We start from the raw sequence: 15,990 nt of genomic DNA on the forward strand, positions 1-15,990 counted from the left end.
AGGAAGGCGGCGTGGGCCGAAGGCGCTTTGCCGGGCAGGTCGCATTCGGTGCTGCGGTTTGGTCGATGGATCAGGCGCGCGGAGCAGGACGGCACGGGCATTCCCCTTTCGACCATTTTACAGCAGCTAACCCGTCGCCACGTCAACGCACATTATACGATATAAGATCGAGGTGGTGGTGACCATCTGCACCTCTACGTCCTGGAGGGCGAGTATCTCGTCCAGGTGGGGGATACGCGTTTTCTTCTGAAGACGGCCGACTGCATTCTGGGTCCGCGGGGCGTTCCCCATGCATGGGCGTTCGTCGCGCTCAAGACGGGCCGCCTGCTTCTCAGCTATGCGCCGACCGGAAAGATGGAGGCGTTCTTCAACGCATAGGAGCAACTGGGCTTCAGCGCTGGCGGCTATTCCAAGGGAAGGATGCCGCCTTGCTGCGATCCTATGGCATGGAGCGTATGGGGCCGCCGATCCCGCTCTGATCGCGTTCCTTTATCAGTGCTGGCCATCCGATCGCGGCCGCGGCAGGGGTGTACGATGACAGCCAAGCGATTCTTCCGACATGCCGGACCTGCGTTGGCGCTGGCGGCGCTGATCGGGGCTCCCGGTTGCGTGCCCGCGGGGCATGTCGCGCCGCCCGCGGCCTCTGCCATGCCGGTGTTCGATCCCGTCCGCTTCTTCGCCGGCAGCACGCATGGCACGGGGACGCTGCATATCCTGTTTTCGAAATCCCGCAGCACGGATGTGCGCGGCATGGGCCTGGTAAGCCCGGCGGGCGAGATCACCCTGGATCAGGATGTCGTGCAGGGCGACGGCGCGGCCAAGCATCGCACCTGGCGGCTGCGGCCGGCCGGGCCGGGTCGATATACGGGCACGCTGACCGATGCGGTGGGGCCCGTATTCGCCGAGACCCATGGCAACGCGCTCCACATCGCCTTCGTCATGAAGGGAGGGCTGAAGGTCGAGCAGCGGCTCTATCTGCAACCCGGCGGGCAGGTCGCGCTCAACAGGATGACGGTGCGCAAGGCGGGGATCGTCGTGGCGCGCCTGGACGAACGGATCGAAAGGCGCGAATGACCGCAACCCGAGGCCTGACGGCCGATCCCGCGCACCGCACCGATGCGGGCGGGGATCACGCCCCGGTCGCCCCGACCGAACACCACCTCGTCCACCGAACGGGCTGGTTGCGTGCCGCCGTGCTTGGGGCGAATGACGGGATCATTTCGGTGTCCAGCCTGTTGGTCGGCGTCGCGGCGGCGCCAGCGGCAAGCCATGCGGGCGTGCTGCTGGCGGGATCGGCAGCGCTCGTGGGCGGTGCCTTGTCGATGGCGGCCGGCGAATATGTGTCGGTCAGCTCGCAGTCCGATACCGAGCGCGCGGACCTTGCCCGCGAACGCGCCGAGTTGCTACGCGCACCGGAGCAGGAAACCGCGGAGCTCGCGGCCATCTATGTCGCGCGTGGCGTGTCGCCCGCCGTCGCGCGGCAGGTGGCCGAACAGATGATGGCGCACGATGCCTTGGGCGCACATATGCGCGACGAACTCGGCCTTACGGAAGAGCTGGCCGCGCGCCCGCTGCAGGCGGCGTTCTCGTCCGCGCTGGCGTTCACGACCGGCGCGATCGTTCCGGTGCTGGTCGCCGCCTTCGCGCCGCACGACCGGGTCGTTCTGGCCGTGTCGGTGGTCGCGCTGCTGCTGCTGGCGCTGCTCGGCGCGATCGGCGCGACGATCGGCGGCGCGAGGATCGGGCGCGCGGTCGCCCGCGTCACCTTCTGGGGCGTCGCCGCGATGGGCGCGACGGCGGCGATCGGTCACCTGTTCGGCACCGCGGGCTGACCCGATCGCGGCGCGCGTGACGTACCTTAGACCGGCTGCATCATGACGCGAACAGCGACGCGGCCTTGTGCACGCGTGTCACGCCGGCATCGTCGGTCGTGGCATAGGTGAAGCCGGGCAACAGGCAATAGGCGCCGATCCGCCCCCGCGTGTCGATCGCGAGGAAGCCGACCTGAACGCCCTTGATCGCATCGCCGCGCAGGGCCGCGATGTGGCGGACGACCTCCTCGCATGCCTGTTGCGCGGTGCGCCCGGCCCTCATCGAGGCGACGACGCGGGCGCTGCCCGCCACGCGCGTCACCTCTTCGCCGAGACCGGTCGAGGTGGCGCCGCCGACGCCCTTCTCGACATACAGGCCGCTGCCCACCTGTGGCGAATCGCCGACCCGGCCGCGCATCTTGAACGCCATGCCCGATGTCGTGCAGCCGCCCGCCAGCCGCCCCGCCGGATCGCAGGCGAGGATACCGATCGTATCGTGATCGAGCGCGCCGCCCGGCGTGCGATAGGTGCCGGTCTCGCTGTTGGCGACGGGGCGATAGTCCTGTGTCTTTAACCATTTGCGCCACGCCGCCTCGGCCGGCGGGGTGAGCAGCGCGACCTTGGGAAAGCCGCGCTCGCGGGCGAAGCGTGTGGCGCCTTCGCCGACGATCAGCGTGTGAGGCGTATGCTCCATGACGGCGCGCGCGACCGAGATCGCATGCACCGCATCCTCCAGCGCGGCGACCGCGCCGACCTGGCCGGCATCGTCCATGATGACCGCATCCAGCGTGACGTGCCCGTCGCGATCGGGATAGCCGCCATAGCCGACCGAATGGTTGTCGGGATCGGCCTCGGGCACCATCGCGCCCGTCTCGATCGCGTCGAGCAACGTGCCCCCGGCACGCAGCCGCGCATAGGCCGCATCGTTGGCGGCCGCCCCGAAATCCCAGGTGGAGAGGATCAGGCACCGCGGCGGATCGCCTGCACCAGTTGCCTTGGCCGCGAGCGGGGCGGCCAGCCCCGATGCGCCGATCGTCGCCAGAAAAGTCCGCCGATCGTTCATGTGCCGCCCTTCGATTTCGAACCGATTTGCCCTTCGATATCGTTGAACGGGGCGCGCCCGCAAGCGCCCCGTCCAGACCGGTCGGATCAGAAACTGGTCGTCACGCCAATCGCGATGTTGCGGCCAAGGCTGTCGTAGCGCGCGGGGATCGTGTTGCTGCGCGCCAGGCTGATATTGTACGAATTGGCGAGGATCGGCGGATTGCGATCGAGCAGGTTGTTCGCGACCAGCCGCAGGCTGTAGCGCTTGGCGATGTTGAACGTCAGCGCGAGATCGAAATAGCTGACCGGATCGATCCGCGCGAACGTCGTCTGTGCGTTGGCCGCGGTGCCGCCGATCGCGGGATCGCCCGAATTGTTGGCGCTCGTCAGCGCGCCCACATAGCGCCAGTTGAAGGATGCGTTGAAGCTGCCGTCGGGCAAGGTGTAGGTCGTGCGCAGGCCGTGTGCCCATTTCGGCAGCAGCTGCCCGCAGCCATTGCCGTAATAGCCCGCGCAATTGCGCAGCGGCTCTACGGGCGAGTCCTGCCCGCCGGCAAAGGTGGTGAGCGATCCGTTGAAGCCGAAATTCACGCTGCCCGCGCCGCCCAGAGCGAGTGTGTAATCGCCCTGGAAATCCCAGCCGCGCGCGATCGAGAAATAATAGTTCGTCGTGCCCTCGCGGATGAAGCCGCTCGTCGGGTTGCCCGCGGCGGCGGCGTAGAGCGTGCCGTTGGCGGCACGCACGATCCCCGAACAGAAGAACGGATCGCCGTTCGAGCGCAGGCAGCCATCGGTGTAATAGCTGTCGTCATTGAAGCCGAGCGAGTTGTCAATCTTGATCCGGTAACGATCGACCGAGAAGACGAGGCCACGGACGAAACGGGGCTTCACCACGATGCCGTAGGTCTGGGTATAGGCGGTTTCCGGGTTGGCGGTGAAGCCGCCCGAGCGCACGGTGCACTGGTCGTTCGGGCACAGCAGCGTCGCGCTGCCGTACAGCGCGTCGGACAGGCCGGTCGCGCGGCACACGTCGCGCGAGGCGAGCGGCGCGGTGGTGGTGATCGTCTGGCCCGGATGGGCGGGATCGGCGATCTGGCGCGGCACGGGCGCGCAGAAATCATTGCCCGACGCGCCCTGCTTGGTGAAGCTGATGTTGCTCGCCTGGAAGGTTTCCACCACGCTCGGCGCGCGCTGCGCCTTGTTGAACGACAGGCGGAAGGTGAGGTCGGACACGGGGGCAAAGACGCCCTCCATCTTCCACGTCGTGAACGTGTCGGGATTGCTGTTGTACCGCGACACGCGGAACGCGCCGTTCGCCTGGAGCAGATCGGCGAAGCGCTTGTGCTGCACGAGCGGCACCTGCAATTCGACATTGCCTTCCCAGACATGCTGGCGAAGGTCGGAATCCGATCCGCCATTGTCGTTGTAGAAGGCGGCGTTGGCGGTCGAACTCTGTCGGTCTTCGCGATATTCGACGCCCAGCGCGAAGGCGAGGCCGTCTTCGGCGAAGGGCGACGTGATGCCATATTTGCCGAGATCGCCCGTTACGTTGGCCAACACGTCGTAGAGCTGGCCGACGGTCTTCTGCTTCTCGACGCTGTTCGCGCCGGAGATATAGTTCAGGAGCGCCGGACTGCCGCCGCCCGCGCTGAACGCATCGAATGCCACGCAGCCCGGATCGGTGCCGTTGATCGTGGCCACGCATGTCGGCACGCCGTTTGCGTTGACGACGTTCAGCGTGTTGTTGACGCGGCCGTAATCGGGCAGCGTCGCGGGCATGTATTCCTGTTGATTGCGCGCGTAGACGCCGCCGACGTCATAGGTCCAGGCCTCGCCGATCTTGCCACGCACGCCGCCCGTCGCGCGGAGGCCGGTGTTGACATAGGTGTCGTCGAGATACGGTACGTTGAGGCGATAGCGCACCTCCAGCGGCACCAGCGCCGCCGTGCCCGCCGCGGCGCCGCAGAGCGTGGTCGCCTGCGAGGACGAGAGATACGGATTGTTGCAGTTCACCTGATACGGGCTGGAGCCATAGGCGGTGTAGCTGAAGACGCGGTTCGGGAAGCGGTTGATCGATTTGTCGCGGAACCAAAGGCCCGAGCCGTAGACCTCGAATTCGGGGGACAGCTTGAGCGAAACAAAGCCGCCCGCATTCAGCCGGTTGTCCTGGCGCTGGTAGGAATAGCCGTCATAGGGATTGGCCGCATTGTTCGCGCCGATGCCGTAAGGCACGAAGGTGCGCGAGCCGTCCGGATTGTTGACATAGGCGGTGCCGTTGTTCGCGCCCGAACGCGGTGAGATATAGCCGCTGACGGAATAGGTGGAGAGCGAGCAACTGAGCGGGCCGTCTTTCGTCGTCTGCAAAAGCTGGCAGGCCGAGGTGGATCGTGAGGCATAGGGCAGCAGATCGGCATGCCGGTAATCGACGAAGCCCGAGACGTGGAGCTTGTCGTCGAACAGCGCGGTGCCCGCCGTCAGCGTCAGGTCGGCACGGCCGCCGTCGTTCGTCGTGCCGAACTCGGTCGGGAAGCCGGACGCCTGCGCCTGTTGCGTGACGATGTTCGGCTTGTTGTCGTGGTTGTAGAAATTATAGTTGGCGTCGAGCCGCAAACCCTTGAAATCGGGTTTCAGGATGAAGTTGACGACGCCTGCGACCGCATCCGATCCATAGACCGCCGATGCGCCGCCCGTCAGCACGTCCACGCGCTCGATCAACGAGATGGGGATGATGTTGAGGTCTTCGCCGTTGATCGTGCCGAGGCGCTTGCCGTCGATCAGCACCAGCGTGCGTTCGAAGCCGAGGTTGCGCAGCTTGACGCGTTGGCGCCCGTCGGAATCCTGGTAGTTTTGCTGGCTGTCGGGTGCGACCTGCGGAAGACGGTTCAAGACCTCCTCGACGTTGATCGGCGACTGCGCCTTGATGTCGAGCGCCGTCACCGATGTGATCGGTGCCGCGGCGGTGGAATTGGGGCGCTGGATGCGCGAGCCGGTCACCACGACGTCGAGGCCGGCAGCGTCTCCCGCCGACGCCTGCCCGGTGATCGCGTCGGACCGCGTCTGTGCGGAATCGGCGACGCTGCCCTGCGGCGGATCGGCTTGCTGGGCCGTAGCCGGCGTGGCGGCGAAAACCAACGCTGCGCCGAGTGCAGCAAGCGACGTCGTGTTGCGAAACCCCATCAACTTTCCCCCTTTTTCGCAGCCTGCTTTGCATGGCCACGGAAGGAGTTTGTCATACTAATAAAACAGCCGTCAATACCAATCCAAGTCCATTGTCTTGCAGTTGGTATTAATTGGACAGCGTCTTGGGCGCGCGAATTCGCACGCAGATCCGTAAAGCCGAGCAAAATCGGTGAGATAAGGATTGCGGTGGTGCCGGTTGCAGGAATCGAACCCGCGACATCCAGTTTACAAAACTGGCGCTCTACCAACTGAGCTAAACCGGCATCCGTGCGTCTCCATGCTTCACCGCACGCCGAAGGTCCAGCCCTCCGTCTGCGCGATCGCGTCGGTCATGCCGGGCGGTGCCCAGAGCCGGGGATCGGCGGCGTTGGCGCGCAGCCAGGCCGCGGTTAGGATCGCGTCGGTCGAATGATCGTCATAGCGTGCCAAGGCGGCGTGGGGCGTCGTGCCGAACGCGGCCAGCGCCGCGTCGAGCGCAGCGGCGTCGCGGATCTTGCTGCGGCCCTTGCGCATGCCCGACGCGCGCGCGGCGATCGCGGTGTAGATCTCGACCACGACGAGGCCGGCATCCGGCACGCGGTCGAACGGCCAGACGGCGGCCCGGTCCGCCAGATGGTGGAGCAGGCGCATGCCGGCGAAGCTCGCCTTGGCCACCTGCGCCGCGCCGATCGCATCATAGACGGTGGAGGGCTTGCGCGTGCCGTCGGTCGCGCGTTCGCAGGCGCGCCAGTGGAGGAAATCGGCCTTGGGTCCGTCCGCCGCGCCCAGATAGAAATGGCGTCCGCGCCGCGCTTCGAGGAACGTGGCCGCGCCCAGATCGGCATCGTCGCTCGCGCGGTCGACGAACGCCCATAAGGCCCGCGCGTCGCGCGTCGGCGGTTCGCCCGGCAGGTGCGCGCCGCGCTCGACAAAGGGCGCGGAGAAGCTGAAGTCGAAGCCGACGAGCATCGGTTCGCCCGCATGCGCGACGAGCCAGTCGAGAATGGCGGTGCGCGACCAGGCGCGATCCGGCGGCGGCACCAGCATCGGCGCGGCGCTGCCCGCGGTGCAGGTCGCGAGCGCGATCCCCTTGTGTCGGCTGCCCTTCGCGCCCGACCAGTCGATCGCGGCGAAGCGGGTGAAGCGGCCCTGCGGCGGGCGGACGCCCGCGATCACCGCTCGCGCTGCCGCAGCGACTGCCAATGCGCGAGCCGCTCGGCGATGCGGCGTTCGTGGCCGCGGTCGGTGGGTTCGTAGAAATGCTGCGGGGGCAGTTCGGCCGGCCAATAGTTCGCGCCCGAAAACCCGTCTGCCGCATCATGGTCATAGGCATAGCCCTTGCCATAGCCGATATCGCGCATCAGCTTGGTCGGCGCGTTCAGGATGTTGTCGGGCGGCATCAGCGATCCGGTTTCCTTCGCCGATCGCCACGCCGCCTTCTGCGCCTTGTACACCGCGTTGGATTTGGGCGCGACCGCCAGATAGACGCAGGCCTGCGCGATCGCGAGTTCGCCTTCGGGGCTGCCGAGAAAGTCGTAGCAATCCTTGGCGGCGAGGCACTGGACCAGCGCCTGCGGGTCGGCCAGCCCGATATCCTCGATCGCGGCACGCGTCAGGCGGCGCAGCAGATAGAGCGGCTCCTCGCCCGCGGTGAGCATCCGCGCGAGATAATAGAGCGCGGCGTCGGGATCCGAGCCGCGGATCGATTTGTGGAGCGCGCTGATGAGGTTGTAATGGCCCTCGCGATCCTTGTCGTACACCGCCACGCGGCGCTGGAGAAAGGCGGAGAGGCCGGCGGGGTCGAGAGGCTCGGGCAGATCGACCGAGAAGAGCGTTTCGACCTGGTTGAGCAGGAAGCGCCCGTCGCCGTCCGCGCTGGCGACCAGCGCGTCGCGCGCGGCGGCGTCGAGCGGCAGCGGGCGCTCCATCTCGGCCTCGGCGCGGTCGATCAGCAGTTCGAGCGCGGCGCGGTCGAGCCGGTGGAGGATCAGCACCTGCGCGCGGCTGAGCAGCGCCGCGTTCAACTCGAACGACGGGTTCTCGGTGGTCGCGCCGACGAGCGTGACGGTACCGTCCTCGACATAGGGCAGGAAACCGTCCTGCTGCGCGCGGTTGAAGCGGTGGATCTCGTCCACGAACAGCAATGTGCGCTTGCCCATCCGCGCATGGTCGCGCGCTTCGGCGAACGCCTTTTTCAGCTCCGCCACGCCCGAAAACACCGCGGAGATCGCGACGAAACGCAGATCGACCGCATCGGCGAGCAGCCGCGCGATCGTCGTCTTGCCCGTGCCCGGCGGGCCCCACAGGATCATCGACGACAGCCGCCCCGCCGCGACCATCCGCCCGATGGCGCCCTCGGGCCCGGTGATGTGATCCTGCCCCACGACCGCGTCCAGCGCGCGGGGCCGCAGGCGATCGGCGAGCGGTGCGTTCTCGTGGAGCGGTTCGGCGGGGGCGGCGGGTTCGAAGCCCGCGAAGAGATCGGCCATGCCCTCATGTAACGCTTTTCGACGGCGCGGGGAGGGGGACGCATGACGCTCCGGTCGGCTAGCTCAAAGATATATCTAGAGGGATCTTGACTCTTATTAACGGAGATATATCTTGGAGCCATCACGATACATGGAAGGAAAGACGATGTTTCACATGCACGGCCGCGATGGCGGCCCACGGGGCGGACGCTTCGAGCGCGGGCCCTTCTCGATGAGCTGGGAAATTCATGGCGAGCGCCATGGCGGCCGGCACGGTGGCGGGCGCGGCGATGGCGGCGGGCGCAGCCGGCGGATGTTCGACGGCGGCGAGCTGCGGCTCGTTCTCCTGAAGCTGATCGCCGACGCGCCGCGCCATGGCTATGACCTGATCCGCGAGATCGAGACGATGACCGGCGGCGCCTATGCGCCCAGCCCCGGCGTGGTCTATCCGACGCTGACGTTGCTGGGCGACATGGGGCTGATCGCCGAACAGGCGTCCGAGGGCGCGAAGAAGCTTTTCGCGGCGACCGAGGAGGGGCGCACACATCTGGGCGAGAATGCCGACCAGGTCGAAGCGCTGGTTGCGCGGCTGACCGGCTTGGGTTCGGAACGGTCGCGCCCCGATCACGCGCCGATCCGCCGCGCGATGGGCGCGCTGCACCAGGCGACGCGCGACCGGATCGCCCGCGGCGACTTGAGCGAGGATGCGCTTCACGATGTGGCGGCGCTGATCGACGAACTCGTCCGGAAGATCGAGCGCTTCAAGTGAGCGTCTCGGTCGCCCGCGTGCCGACCCGTTCGGCCAGTCGCTATCTCCAGCAGCTCGCCAAGCATTGGAGCCACAAGATGACGGTCGTGTTCTCCGAGCAGGAGGGCACGATCGACTTCCCGAGCGGCGCGCGGCTCGCGATGCGCGCCGAGAGCGAGAGCCTCGACGTGATCCTCACCGTGCCCGAGGGCGAAGACGTGGAGCGGATGCGCGAGGTGGTGGCGAGCCATCTCGATCGCTTCGCCTTTCGCGAGGCGCCGCTGACGTTCGACTGGCGGCCGGGGTGATGCGCCGTCAGAAGACGCCGGGCACGAAGCGCTTCACCCGCGCGGCATAGGCATCGTAGCCTTTGCCGAACTGCCGGCGGAGCAGCGCTTCCTCGTGGCGGATGCGGAACCAGGTGCCTATCGCGTAGAGCGGCAGGCCAACGATCAGGTTGCGCGTATGGCCATAGGCGACCGCCATGGCGATCGTCAGCAGGAACAGCGCGACATAGATCGGGTGGCGCACCACCGCGAAGGGGCCGGCCTGCACGAGCTGGTGATCGCTGCGGGTGCGCGCGACGAGGCTCCAATTGGCGCCCATCGCGAGCGACGACGCGCGGAACAGCGCCGCCGCGCCGAGCATCAACCCCAGCACGACCGCCGCCTCGGCCAGCGCCTTGGCCCCGAGCGGATCGAGATCGACGATGATCGGCCCCAGGCCGCCCGCGGCGATCCCGCACCCCTGTACGCCGATCCAGAACCACGAGGCACGCGCCCGCGTTTCCGCGACGGTTGTGGCGCGGCGCGCGCGGCGCCGCGCGCCCAGCAGCGCGACGAAAAACAGGAGGAAGCCAAACGCGAAGGCGGCGAGCCCCGGCAGCCCGACGGCGTCGACGGTCCAACGGATCATGCGCCTGTCCCCCTCATGCGCACCGTTCTATTGCGGCAACACACCACGCGCAAGCGGCCGCAGCCTTGACGCCAGCAACACCCCGGCGCCGATCTGCAACAGCCCATAGGCGCGCCGGCGGCCGGGCGCCCCGCCGAACGGCTTCACCAACGCATCGACCGCCGCAACATCGGATCGCCACAGATCGACATGCCGGCGCGGCTGGAGCAGCCCGAGCAGGCCATCGCCAATCATGAACACCGCCGCCATCTCGGCGGTGCGGCGCAGCGCGAGTCTTGTCATTTCTTCTTCTGGGCGGTCTGCCATGCCTGATACTCCTCGACGGCGATCGAGCGCTTCAACACGCGAGCCGCGGGATCGATCACGACATGCGCATTCGCCGGCACCGAAAGGCGGCCATGGCCGTCCGTCATCCGCACGCGCACGATCCGTTCGCCGATCTGCACCTCGACGGGCATCGGGAAGGGGGTGCCGGCCGCCGTCTTCCACGCCAGCGCCAGCGTGTTGCCCGTGCGGGTCTGGATCAGTTCGGGAAGCGCGGCCTGGCGCAGATAGGCATCGAAGAACCAGCCATAATCCTTGCCGGTCACGCGCCGCACGAAGGATTCATATTCGCACGTCGAGCCGAAGCGCGGCGCGAAATTGCCCGGCTTCGGATCGGTCCGGCCATAGACTTCGAGCCGGGTGACGGCGGCGAACGCCGCATCGCCGATCAGCCCGCGCAGCGTGTGGAGCATCCACGCGCCCTTGTAATAGATGTCCTGACCCGGCCCGCCCTTGCTCGTCTCGTACACCTGTTCCTCGGTGCGCAGCGTGCCCGACACGATCGGCTTCAGGTTCGCGATCTGATTGCGTTGCGCGTCGAGCATCACCGCATAACGGGCCTCGCCCTCGCGCCAGCGGCCATAGAGCGGCTGCATGTAGCTCTCATAGCCTTCGTGCAGCCAGTAATCGTCCCAATTGGCGGCGGTCAGCTGGTTGCCGAACCATTCATGGCCGAATTCGTGATGGAACAGCCAGTCGAATCCCTCGGGCGCCTTGGCATAGCCATTGCCGTACGCGTTGATCGTCTGGTGCTCCATGCCCTTGTGCGGCGTTTCCACCACGCCGACCTTTTCGTCGGCGAAGGGATAGGGCCCGACGACGCTTTCGTAGAAATCGAGCGTTGGTGCGAATTCGGCGAACAGCGCCGCGGCCTGCTTCTCCTCGCCCGGCAGATACCAGTACATCATCGGGATCATGTTCCCGAAACGGCTCTTGTAGGTGCCGCTGATCTCCTCATAGGGCCCGACGTTCAGCGCGATGCCATAGGTGTTGGGGTGGCCGGCTCGCCAGTTCCAACGCGTCCGCCCGTCGGCCAGCGTATCGACGCCCAGCAGCACGCCGTTCGACGGCGCCTTCAGCCCCGCGGGCACGGTGATGTGAAGCGTGGCCACGGCCGGCCGGCCTTCGGGAAAATCGAGGCACGGCCAGAAGATGTCGCAGCCGATCCCTTCCGCGGTGGTGGCGAACCAGGTCCGGCCGTCCGGCGTCTTCGACCAGACCATCCCCGAATCCCACGGCGCCTTCACCGCGACATGGGGCGTGCCGCCATAGACGATCCGCGCCGTTACCGATCGCCCCTTGGCGAGCGGGTGGGGCAAGGGGACGAACAACTGCCCTTCCGGGTTCGACCAGGTCCCGGGCGCGAGCGGCACGCCGTCGATCGCGATCGCGCTGACGGGCAGGTTCCGGTCAAGATCGATCACCAGCCGGCCGAGCGGCGCGGTTGCGGTGAAGGTCAGCGTGGCGATGCCCTCGAGCGCCTCGCGGTCGGGCAGTATTTCGAATTGCAGGTCGGCGCTGTCGAAGCGCATGGCGCGCTGTTCGGGCGGGCGCGCGCCGCCCGAGATTGCGGTCTGCGCGGTGATCGCGGGCTCGCCCTTGGCGGGAAGCGCGGCAGCGAGAAGAAGCGGGAGGAACATGGAGAAGGGAATAGGCGGCGATTGATGGAATCGCCATACTCCCCATATACCGAGCCAATGCCGCTTCCCGTTGAAGCGGCCCCGGAGTTCGCATGACCCAGACCTACCCCGTGCTTCCGCTGCGCGACATCGTCGTTTTCCCGCACATGATCGTTCCCCTGTTCGTCGGCCGCGACAAATCGGTCGCCGCGCTGGAAGCCGCGATGGCGGCCGACAAGGAGATCTTCCTGGTCGCCCAGCTCGACCCCGCCGAGGACGATCCCGATCGCGAGGACCTTTACGAGGTGGGCGTGACGGCCACCGTGCTCCAGCTCCTGAAGCTGCCCGACGGCACTGTCCGCGTGCTGGTCGAGGGCAAGCTGCGCGCGCGCCTCGACGAACTGGCGGCGGCCGAGGACGGCCATTTGACCGCTACGGTCGTGATGCTCGACGAGCGCGAGGCCGAGGGTATCGAGGTCGAGGCGCTGATGCGATCGGCGGTCGACGGGTTCGAGGCCTATGCCAAGCTCAACAAGAAGCTGCCGAGCGAGACCGCGCAGCAACTGGGCGAGATCGTCAAGGCCTCGCAACTGGGCGACGCGATCCTCGCCAACATCCAGGTGAAGGTGGCCGACAAGCAGGCCGTCCTCGTCGAGGTCGATCCCGCCAAGCGGCTGGAGATGGCGCTGGCGCTCATGGAGGGCGAACTCGGCGTGCTGCAGGTCGAGAAGAAGATCAAGAGCCGCGTCAAGCGTCAGATGGAGAAGACGCAGCGCGAATATTATCTCAACGAGCAGTTGAAGGCGATCCAGCGCGAACTCGGCAATGACGGCGAGGAGGGCGATGGCGACGAGATCGCCGAGCTGACGCAGAAGATCGCCACGATGAAGCTCAGCAAGGAGGCGCGCACCAAGGCGACCGCCGAGCTGAAGAAGCTGAAGACGATGGCGCCGATGAGCGCCGAGGCGACCGTCGTGCGCAATTATCTCGACGTGCTGCTCGGGCTGCCCTGGGGCAAGAAGTCGAAGATCCGCAAGGACATCGCCGCCGCGCAGGGGGTACTAGACGAGGATCATTACGCGCTCGAGAAGGTGAAGGACCGGATCGTCGAGTATCTCGGCGTGCAGGCGCGCACCAACAAGCTGAAGGGGCCGATCCTGTGCCTCGTCGGGCCGCCCGGCGTCGGCAAGACCTCGCTCGGCAAGAGCATCGCCAAGGCGACGGGGCGCGAGTTCATCCGCCAGAGCCTCGGCGGCGTGCGCGACGAGGCCGAGATCCGCGGCCATCGGCGTACCTATATCGGCTCGCTGCCCGGCAAGATCGTGACCAACCTGAAAAAGGCCGGCACGTCGAACCCGCTGTTCCTGCTCGACGAGATCGACAAGCTCGGCCAGGACTTCCGCGGCGACCCGGCCTCGGCGCTGCTGGAAGTGCTCGATCCCGAGCAGAACGCGAAGTTCAACGATCATTATCTGGAGATCGACATCGATCTGTCGGACGTGATGTTCGTGTGCACCGCCAACACGCTCAATCTGCCGCAGCCGCTGCTCGACCGGATGGAGATCATCCGGCTGGAGGGCTATACCGAGGACGAGAAGGTCGAGATCGCAGAGCGGCATCTGGTCGCCAAGCAGATCGAGGCGCATGGGCTGAAGCCCGGCGAGTTCACGCTGACGCCCGAGGGGCTGCGCGCGCTCATTCAGCGCTATACGCGCGAGGCGGGGGTGCGCACGCTGGAGCGCGAGATCGCCAAATTATGCCGCAAGGCGCTGCGCCAGATCCTGGAGGGCAAGACGGCGAGCGTGACGGTCACGCCGGACAATCTGTCCGACTATGCCGGTGTACAGAAATTCCGGCATGGCCTCAGCGAAACCGAGCACCAGATCGGCGCGGTCACCGGCCTCGCCTGGACGGAGGTGGGCGGCGAATTGCTGACGATCGAGAGCGTCACCGTGCCCGGCAAGGGGAGTGCCAAGATCACCGGCAAGCTCGGCGACGTGATGAAGGAGTCGATCGAGACGGCGTTCAGCTATGTGAAGGCGCGTGCACCCAGCTATGGCATCAAGCCCAGCCTGTTCCAGCGCAAGGACGTGCACGTCCATCTGCCCGAAGGGGCGGTGCCGAAGGACGGCCCCTCGGCCGGCATCGGCATCGTGACGTCGATCGTCTCGACGCTGACGGGCGTGCCGATCCGCAAGGAGGTGGCGATGACAGGCGAGGTCACGCTGCGCGGCCGGGTGCTGCCGATTGGCGGCCTGAAGGAAAAGCTGCTCGCGGCGCTTCGCGGCGGGATCGAGACGGTGCTGATCCCGGCGGAGAACGAAAAGGATCTGGCCGAGATCCCGGCGAACGTGCGCGAGGGGCTGACGATCGTGCCGGTGGCGCATGTCGACGAGGTGCTGCGTCTGGCGCTTGTCGAGCCGCTGATCGCGATCGATTGGACCGATGCGGACGAGCTTGCCGCGCTGCCGCCTGCGCCGATCGCACCGGTGGGTGGGGAAATGCACCACTGAGCGCCATTCGGCGCACGATCCGCCACGTTTCGTTACGGGAACGTGGCGGATTCGTTTGACTTGGGGCAGCACGCTCGCATTATTGGGGTTCGCGTGCGCGCCCCGACTCCGGCGCGCGCCAAGCATTTCCGGGGGTAATCGAGTATGAACAAGCAGGAATTGATCGGTACGGTCGCGGACACGTCCGGGCTCACCAAGGGTGACGCGAGCAAGGCGGTCGAGGCGGTGTTCGACGCGATCTCGGCTGCGCTGAAGAAGGGCGACGAGGTCCGCCTGGTGGGTTTCGGCACCTTCACCATCTCGAAGCGCAAGGCGTCGACCGGGCGCAATCCGCGCACCGGCGAGCCGATGACGATCAAGGCGTCGAGCCAGCCCAAGTTCAAGGCGGGCAAGGGGCTGAAGGATTCGGTAAACTGATTTTGCGATTTTGCGGGCTGGACAGCGGGCGATGCCCCGCGTAGAGGCCCGCTTCCCGGTTTCGGGCGCGTAGCTCAGCGGTAGAGCACACCCTTCACACGGGTGGGGTCACAGGTTCAATCCCTGTCGCGCCCACCATGATCCGGCCCGTCGAGCATCGCTCGGCGGGCCGTTCTGGTTTCGGGCTCAGCGCGCGAGCCGTCCGTCTTCCAACGCTGCCGTCTCGAACGGGAACAGCAGATGCGGCGAGGGCTCGCCCACGTCGTGCGCGATGTCGGCCGGGGCGACACGGTGCAGGATATGACGGATCACCGCGCGGCGCGCGCGTTTCTTGTCGTCGGCGCGCACGCAATACCAGGGCGCGAGCGTCGTGTGCGTGCGCGTCAGCATCGTGTCGCGCGCGGCGGTATAGGCATCCCATTTCTTCTGCGCGACGGCATCGAGCGACGAGACCTTCAGCGCCTTCAGCGGATCGTGCGTGCGCGCGTCCAGCCGTGCCTTCTGCTCGTCCTTGTCGATATCCAGCCACAGCTTGATGACGTGGATCCCGCTTTCGACCAGCATCCGCTCGAATTCGGGGGCGTCGCGCAGGAACTCGGCCTGCTGCGCGGGCGTGGAATAGCCCATCACCACCTCCACTCCCGCGCGGTTGTACCAGGAGCGGTTGAAGATCACGAGTTCGCCCGCCGTCGGCAGATGCGCGACATAGCGCTGGAAATACCATTGGCCGAGTTCGCGGTCGGAAGGCTTGGGCAGTGCCACCACGCGCGTGTTGCGAATCGAGAGATGCTCGACGATCCGCTTGATGGTGCCGTCCTTGCCCGCCGCATCGCGCCCCTCGAGCACCACCACGATCCGTTCGCCGCTCTCGGCCGCCGCCATCTGGGTGCGCACGAGGCCGAGCTGCAGTCGTTCAAGCTTGCTGAGGGAGTCGGTCTGGTGGCTCATCGGGGTCCTTCCGGCGGAATGAAT

The 15,990-nt window shown here is 66.8% G+C and carries 14 protein-coding genes and 2 tRNA genes; 7 read left to right on the forward strand and 9 right to left on the reverse strand.

Annotation, left to right across the window (positions count from 1 at the left end; translation table 11 throughout):
- The first annotated feature begins 534 nt into the window (after window positions 1-534).
- Both L8H00_RS08350 and L8H00_RS08355 read left to right on the forward strand, forming a co-directional pair.
- A complete protein-coding gene (locus L8H00_RS08350; protein ID WP_242096844.1) occupies window positions 535-1,074 on the forward strand; it encodes a DUF3833 family protein in 540 nt (179 codons plus the stop codon).
- Entirely contained in the window at window positions 1,071-1,832 is a 762-nt protein-coding gene (locus tag L8H00_RS08355) for a VIT family protein (protein WP_242096845.1), read from the forward strand. The genes L8H00_RS08350 and L8H00_RS08355 overlap by 4 nt, the downstream gene beginning before the upstream one ends.
- Window positions 1,833-1,872: 40 nt before the next feature.
- Here the strand turns inward: L8H00_RS08355 and L8H00_RS08360 are convergent, their stop codons facing one another.
- From L8H00_RS08360 to L8H00_RS08380, 5 genes are all read right to left on the reverse strand, one after another.
- Window positions 1,873-2,874 carry a N(4)-(beta-N-acetylglucosaminyl)-L-asparaginase gene (locus L8H00_RS08360; protein WP_242096846.1) on the reverse strand — a complete coding sequence of 334 codons (1,002 nt, stop codon included), beginning with the start codon at window positions 2,872-2,874 and terminating at the stop codon, window positions 1,873-1,875.
- Window positions 2,875-2,960: 86 nt separating this feature from the next.
- On the reverse strand, window positions 2,961-6,032 hold the full coding sequence (locus L8H00_RS08365; RefSeq protein WP_242096847.1) for a TonB-dependent receptor: 3,072 nt from the start codon (window positions 6,030-6,032) through the stop codon (window positions 2,961-2,963).
- A 190-nt stretch (window positions 6,033-6,222) separates the two neighbouring features.
- A tRNA-Thr gene (locus tag L8H00_RS08370) sits at window positions 6,223-6,298 on the reverse strand.
- A 19-nt stretch (window positions 6,299-6,317) separates the two neighbouring features.
- Window positions 6,318-7,190, reverse strand: coding sequence for a hypothetical protein (locus tag L8H00_RS08375; protein WP_242096848.1), 873 nt, complete (start codon window positions 7,188-7,190; stop codon window positions 6,318-6,320).
- Window positions 7,187-8,503, reverse strand: coding sequence for a replication-associated recombination protein A (locus tag L8H00_RS08380; RefSeq protein ID WP_242096849.1), 1,317 nt, complete (start codon window positions 8,501-8,503; stop codon window positions 7,187-7,189). The genes L8H00_RS08375 and L8H00_RS08380 overlap by 4 nt, the downstream gene beginning before the upstream one ends.
- Window positions 8,504-8,648: 145 nt before the next feature.
- Between L8H00_RS08380 and L8H00_RS08385 the strand changes: the two genes are divergently transcribed.
- Window positions 8,649-9,251 carry a PadR family transcriptional regulator gene (locus L8H00_RS08385; RefSeq protein ID WP_242096850.1) on the forward strand — a complete coding sequence of 201 codons (603 nt, stop codon included), beginning with the start codon at window positions 8,649-8,651 and terminating at the stop codon, window positions 9,249-9,251.
- Window positions 9,248-9,538, forward strand: coding sequence for a DUF2218 domain-containing protein (locus L8H00_RS08390; protein ID WP_242096851.1), 291 nt, complete (start codon window positions 9,248-9,250; stop codon window positions 9,536-9,538). The genes L8H00_RS08385 and L8H00_RS08390 overlap by 4 nt, the downstream gene beginning before the upstream one ends.
- A 7-nt stretch (window positions 9,539-9,545) precedes the next feature.
- On the opposite strand, the gene L8H00_RS08395 is transcribed toward L8H00_RS08390, so the two are convergent.
- From L8H00_RS08395 to L8H00_RS08405, 3 genes are read right to left on the reverse strand one after another with little or no spacing between them, the layout of a single operon-like run.
- Entirely contained in the window at window positions 9,546-10,145 is a 600-nt protein-coding gene (locus tag L8H00_RS08395) for an isoprenylcysteine carboxylmethyltransferase family protein (RefSeq protein WP_242096852.1), read from the reverse strand.
- A gap of 27 nt (window positions 10,146-10,172) precedes the next feature.
- Entirely contained in the window at window positions 10,173-10,427 is a 255-nt protein-coding gene (locus L8H00_RS08400) for a hypothetical protein (protein ID WP_242096853.1), read from the reverse strand.
- Window positions 10,424-12,109 (reverse strand): M1 family metallopeptidase, encoded by a 1,686-nt coding sequence (locus L8H00_RS08405; RefSeq protein WP_242096854.1) that lies wholly within the window; start codon window positions 12,107-12,109, stop codon window positions 10,424-10,426. The genes L8H00_RS08400 and L8H00_RS08405 overlap by 4 nt, the downstream gene beginning before the upstream one ends.
- A 92-nt stretch (window positions 12,110-12,201) precedes the next feature.
- Between L8H00_RS08405 and lon the strand changes: the two genes are divergently transcribed.
- The 3 genes from lon to L8H00_RS08420 all read left to right on the forward strand — a co-directional run bounded on the left by lon (window position 12,202) and on the right by L8H00_RS08420 (window position 15,156).
- On the forward strand, window positions 12,202-14,601 hold the full coding sequence (gene lon / locus L8H00_RS08410; protein WP_242096855.1) for an endopeptidase La: 2,400 nt from the start codon (window positions 12,202-12,204) through the stop codon (window positions 14,599-14,601).
- 144 nt (window positions 14,602-14,745) lie between these two features.
- A complete protein-coding gene (locus L8H00_RS08415) occupies window positions 14,746-15,018 on the forward strand; it encodes an HU family DNA-binding protein (RefSeq protein ID WP_242096856.1) in 273 nt (90 codons plus the stop codon).
- A gap of 63 nt (window positions 15,019-15,081) precedes the next feature.
- Window positions 15,082-15,156 (forward strand) — tRNA-Val (locus tag L8H00_RS08420).
- Window positions 15,157-15,204: 48 nt separating this feature from the next.
- On the opposite strand, the gene ppk2 is transcribed toward L8H00_RS08420, so the two are convergent.
- On the reverse strand, window positions 15,205-15,966 hold the full coding sequence (ppk2, locus tag L8H00_RS08425; protein WP_242096857.1) for a polyphosphate kinase 2: 762 nt from the start codon (window positions 15,964-15,966) through the stop codon (window positions 15,205-15,207).
- Window positions 15,967-15,990 lie beyond the last annotated feature (24 nt).

It is taken from the genome of Sphingomonas sp. CROZ-RG-20F-R02-07 (assembly GCF_022662335.1).
Classification (GTDB): domain Bacteria; phylum Pseudomonadota; class Alphaproteobacteria; order Sphingomonadales; family Sphingomonadaceae; genus Sphingomonas.

Coding starts and splice junctions, on each gene's coding strand:
- L8H00_RS08350 (WP_242096844.1), top strand. CDS start 535: ATGACAGCCAAGCGATTCTTCCGACATGCCGGACCTGCGTTGGCGCTG.
- L8H00_RS08355 (WP_242096845.1), top strand. CDS start 1,071: ATGACCGCAACCCGAGGCCTGACGGCCGATCCCGCGCACCGCACCGAT.
- L8H00_RS08360 (WP_242096846.1), bottom strand. CDS start 2,874: ATGAACGATCGGCGGACTTTTCTGGCGACGATCGGCGCATCGGGGCTG.
- L8H00_RS08365 (WP_242096847.1), bottom strand. CDS start 6,032: ATGGGGTTTCGCAACACGACGTCGCTTGCTGCACTCGGCGCAGCGTTG.
- L8H00_RS08380 (WP_242096849.1), bottom strand. CDS start 8,503: ATGGCCGATCTCTTCGCGGGCTTCGAACCCGCCGCCCCCGCCGAACCG.
- L8H00_RS08385 (WP_242096850.1), top strand. CDS start 8,649: ATGTTTCACATGCACGGCCGCGATGGCGGCCCACGGGGCGGACGCTTC.
- L8H00_RS08395 (WP_242096852.1), bottom strand. CDS start 10,145: ATGATCCGTTGGACCGTCGACGCCGTCGGGCTGCCGGGGCTCGCCGCC.
- L8H00_RS08400 (WP_242096853.1), bottom strand. CDS start 10,427: ATGACAAGACTCGCGCTGCGCCGCACCGCCGAGATGGCGGCGGTGTTC.
- L8H00_RS08405 (WP_242096854.1), bottom strand. CDS start 12,109: ATGTTCCTCCCGCTTCTTCTCGCTGCCGCGCTTCCCGCCAAGGGCGAG.
- lon (WP_242096855.1), top strand. CDS start 12,202: ATGACCCAGACCTACCCCGTGCTTCCGCTGCGCGACATCGTCGTTTTC.
- L8H00_RS08415 (WP_242096856.1), top strand. CDS start 14,746: ATGAACAAGCAGGAATTGATCGGTACGGTCGCGGACACGTCCGGGCTC.
- ppk2 (WP_242096857.1), bottom strand. CDS start 15,966: ATGAGCCACCAGACCGACTCCCTCAGCAAGCTTGAACGACTGCAGCTC.